Source organism: Albidovulum sp., assembly GCF_049646345.1.
Taxonomy (GTDB): Bacteria; Pseudomonadota; Alphaproteobacteria; order Rhodobacterales; family Rhodobacteraceae; genus Albidovulum.
The window spans coordinates 1-3,498 of the sequence record NZ_JBARVQ010000585.1 but is presented as its reverse complement, the minus strand read 5'-3'; the positions used below and the strand labels follow the sequence as shown (position 1 = coordinate 3,498).

Annotated in this window: 5 protein-coding genes; 3 read left to right on the top strand and 2 right to left on the bottom strand. The window is 61.8% G+C overall.

Annotation, left to right across the window (positions count from 1 at the left end):
- On the top strand, positions 1-468 hold a 468-nt coding region (locus WBB85_RS15245; RefSeq protein WP_432639455.1), incomplete at its 5' end, for a rhodanese-like domain-containing protein.
- Here WBB85_RS15245 and WBB85_RS15240 read toward each other — a convergent pair.
- Both WBB85_RS15240 and WBB85_RS15235 read right to left on the bottom strand, forming a co-directional pair.
- Positions 458-751, bottom strand: coding sequence for a hypothetical protein (locus tag WBB85_RS15240; protein ID WP_432639454.1), 294 nt, complete (start codon positions 749-751; stop codon positions 458-460). The two genes, WBB85_RS15245 and WBB85_RS15240, sit on opposite strands and share 11 nt — an antisense overlap.
- A gap of 593 nt (positions 752-1,344) precedes the next feature.
- The gene (locus WBB85_RS15235) at positions 1,345-1,611 is read right to left on the bottom strand and encodes a hypothetical protein (RefSeq protein ID WP_432639453.1); all 267 of its coding nucleotides are present in this window, start codon (positions 1,609-1,611) and stop codon (positions 1,345-1,347) included.
- A 240-nt stretch (positions 1,612-1,851) separates the two neighbouring features.
- Here WBB85_RS15235 and WBB85_RS15230 point away from each other — a divergent pair, with 240 nt between their 5' ends.
- Positions 1,852-2,733: a LysR family transcriptional regulator gene (locus tag WBB85_RS15230; RefSeq protein ID WP_432639452.1), complete on the top strand. Its 882-nt coding sequence runs from the start codon at positions 1,852-1,854 to the stop codon at positions 2,731-2,733.
- 2 nt (positions 2,734-2,735) lie between these two features.
- A partial coding sequence (locus WBB85_RS15225; RefSeq protein WP_432639451.1) for a DMT family transporter occupies positions 2,736-3,498 on the top strand: 763 nt, incomplete at its 3' end.

The window sequence follows — 3,498 nt, the reverse complement described above, 5'->3', positions numbered from 1 at the left end:
GTCGTCATCATGCGGGATCAGAATACAGAGGCGATGCTGAACGGCGACTGGAGCAGAACCTCACGCGAGTGCCCACCCTTCTGCATTCAGCCGATGGTGCCTGCCGAGGGCGTGACACCGATCGGGGAACTTGAACTGCTCGATCTGCTTGAAGGCGGAAAGGCGGTTGTGATCGACAGCCGCACCAATGACTGGTTTCGGGGCGGCACGATCCCCGGTGCGATCAACATCCCCTATACCGAGATTGGCGACCGTCTGGCCGATCTGGGCTGCGAACCGGATTTCGACGGCTGGGATTGCACAGGGGCGAAGGAGGTCGCATTGTTCTGCAACGGGCTCTGGTGCGGTCAGTCACCTTCGGCGATCCGGGTCATGATCTCGCTCGGCTATCCCGCTGACCGGATCCGGTACTATCGAGGCGGGATGCAAAGCTGGCGGTTGCTGGGATTGACCGTGGTCACGCCTTAAGCGGATCGGATGCAAGCCACTTGCGCGCCGCTTCTGCGCCGGCGCGGACAGTGCGGCCACTTTGGTAGTAGCTTCTCATCGGCAGCGGGTCGGAACGCGAGATAAGCTTGAGGGCGATAAGATATGCTCCCTCATCCGCTTGAACCATGATCCCGTCTTGGGCCAACTCATTCACGGAAAAGACATCCCGGTGAACACGCCGCAGATTGCGGCGGCGCAATTCGACCGTGCCTGCGGCGCGATCAAGGATCAGATGCTCATCTGACTGTTCCAATACACGCATCCGTTACCGCCGTGCTTTCAGCCAGGCCCGTGCTGCCTCGGCGCAGCGGTGGATATGATGGCCGGTCTGGTAATGCCGTGTCATCGGTACTGGCCTGTCCCGGGATGCCAGTTTCAAGGCAAGGCGATGCATGTCGTCGCTGCGTTCGATGAGGATGCCGTCGGGTGCAAGCTCTGACAGCGGGAAAGTTTGGGTACGATAGGGGCGATGGTTGCGGCGGCGCAGCTCGATCCTGTCTGTCCGCCGGTCCAGGACCAGCCAGAAACGCTCGACGATGACATAGGCAAGCTATCCGATGCAGATCGTGACCAGTACCGCCAGTGCGGCCATGGCATAGTCGCGATCCTTGACGGAATTGATCGCCCAGGCACAGGTGCTCATGATGAAAAAAATCATTGCAAGTCCCCAGAAAACCGGGCGTTCCTCAAGAATGAACTCTTCTTCTGTGTCTTTCACGATCCGCATGCAGCCATGATACGACCGAATGCGGCAAGGATTTGGTGGGGCAGGCAGAGGAAATTCTTGCCGAAAAATGGAAGCGGCGGACAAGCTGTCGCCTGCCCGCCGTTCCGTGAGGTGGTGGTTCGTTCAGATTACCGGTCGGAACCGCGGACCGAGCGCAGATCGCTCGGGGCCGATGCCGAGAAGTCGGCGCGCGAGACGGTGCTGTCGCCGTTGTCGAGATAGAACGCCTTCAGGCGCGCTGCGTCATTGGGTTTCTCGGCGGAGGCGATCTCACCAATCTGGGCTTGGGTGTAGACGCCCGCATCAACACCGGCGGAACGTTCCAGCTGGGTCGCGGCAAAAGCCGGGGCAGCAAGGGCGATGGCGAGGGCGGAGAGGGTTACTTTAGCAAACATTGGTCTGTCCTTTCATGTGTCACGGGACTGTCCCGCTTTGGTGGTGGCCCAGGGAGCAGGGCCGGGGTTTCGGGGTGCCGTTCAGCCTGTTCTCTAGGCTTCCCGGCGACCGTGACATCGAGATAGGTGTTGCATCCGGGCAGAAAATGCGGCTTTTTCCTTAGGTCGTGTTCGTCAGTGCACAATAACTTTTCGTGAGAAAACTTGACGAAAATCGAGATGTTTCAAGGAGCTGCGCCGATGGAAAACTGGGATGAAATCCGGACCGCTTATCAAGTGGCCCGCATCGGCACAGTGTCGGGTGCGGCGGATGTGCTTGGCGTCCACCATGCGACCGTGATCCGCCATGTTGATGCGCTGGAGGGGCGGCTTGGGGCGAAGCTCTTTCAACGCCATGCGCGTGGATATACGGCCACCGAGGCGGGGCAGGAGCTCTTGAAAGTCGCCCAAACGACCGAGGATCAGTTCGCGCATCTTGCCGCCCGCATCACCGGCGCGGCGACCGAAATTTCGGGCGAGCTTGTTGTGACGTCTCTGCCCGGCCTGTCGGAATTGGTGACGCCGACGCTCACCCGGCTGCAGCGTGACTATCCCGAACTCAGGGTGCGCTATGTTTCGGATGCGCGCCTCTTCCGGCTGGAATACGGCGAGGCGCATGTGGCGATCCGGGCGGGCGGCAAGCCGCAGGAACCCGACAATGTGGTGCAAAGCTTCTGCACGCATAAGCGGGGTCTTTATGCCAGCCCGGACTATATCGCGCGTCATGGTCGACCCGAAAGTGAAGAAGATCTGCCGCGCCACCGTTTTGTCGGCCCGGTTGATCCTGAAAGCCGGGCACCGTTCAACCGCTGGCTCATGGCGCGGGTGCCGGATCAGGCGATCACCTTCCGCGCCAACGAAGACCGCGTCGTGGTCGAGGCGGTGACGGGCGGGGCGGCGATGGGGTTCCTGCCGGTTTTGTTGGCGCGGCGCCATCCCGACCTGATCGAGGTTCTGCCGCAACGGCAGGAATGGGACAGCCCGCTCTGGCTTGTCACCCATGTCGATCTGCACCGCACGCCGCGCATCCAGCTTTTCCTCAAGGCCTTGAAGGAAGACGCGCAGGGCTGCGGGATGTGCTGACCATGTCGGGGCCCGCGCGCGGCCATCTGGCGATGCTTGTCTTTTCGGCGCTGGTGGCGGGATCGTTTTCGTTGGGGGCGTTGATGGCGAACATGATTTCGCCTGTCGCCTTTACGGCTCTGCGCTTTCTGCTGGCGGGGGCGATAATAGGCACACTTGTCTTCGCAACGACCGGCCTGCCACGCCGGGCGCTGGCGGCCCCCTGGCGCTACGCGGTGCTGGGCGCGATCTTTGCCAGCTATTTCATCCTGATGTTCGAAGGGCTGAAGACCGCGCCCGCCGTCTCGACAGCGGCGGTCTTTACGCTGACGCCAATCCTCGCGGCCGGGTTTGGCTGGCTGCTTCTGCGGCAGGTCACGACACCGCGCATCGCACTGGCGCTTGCCATTGGTGCGGCGGGCGCGCTTTGGGTGATTTTTCGCGCCGATCTCACGGCCCTGATGCGGTTCGAGATCGGCCGGGGCGAGGCGATCTATTTCGGGGGCTGCGTGGCGCATGCCGTCTATACGCCGCTTGTCCGCAAGCTGAACCGGGGCGAAAGCCCGCTGGTCTTCACCTTCGGCATGCTGATCGCCGGCTGCATCGTCACAACGCTTTATGGCTGGGGCGCGATCCGTTCCACCGACTGGGCCGCGCTGCCGGGGATCGTCTGGATCGCACTTGCCTATACGACGATCTTTGCAAGTGCCGCGACCTTCCTGCTTCTGCAATACGCGACCCTGCGGCTGCCGTCCTCAAAGGTCATGGCCTATACCTACCTCACCC

Coding starts and splice junctions, on each gene's coding strand:
- WBB85_RS15235 (WP_432639453.1), bottom strand. CDS start 1,611: ATGTTTGCTAAAGTAACCCTCTCCGCCCTCGCCATCGCCCTTGCTGCC.
- WBB85_RS15230 (WP_432639452.1), top strand. CDS start 1,852: ATGGAAAACTGGGATGAAATCCGGACCGCTTATCAAGTGGCCCGCATC.
- WBB85_RS15240 (WP_432639454.1), bottom strand. CDS start 751: ATGCGTGTATTGGAACAGTCAGATGAGCATCTGATCCTTGATCGCGCC.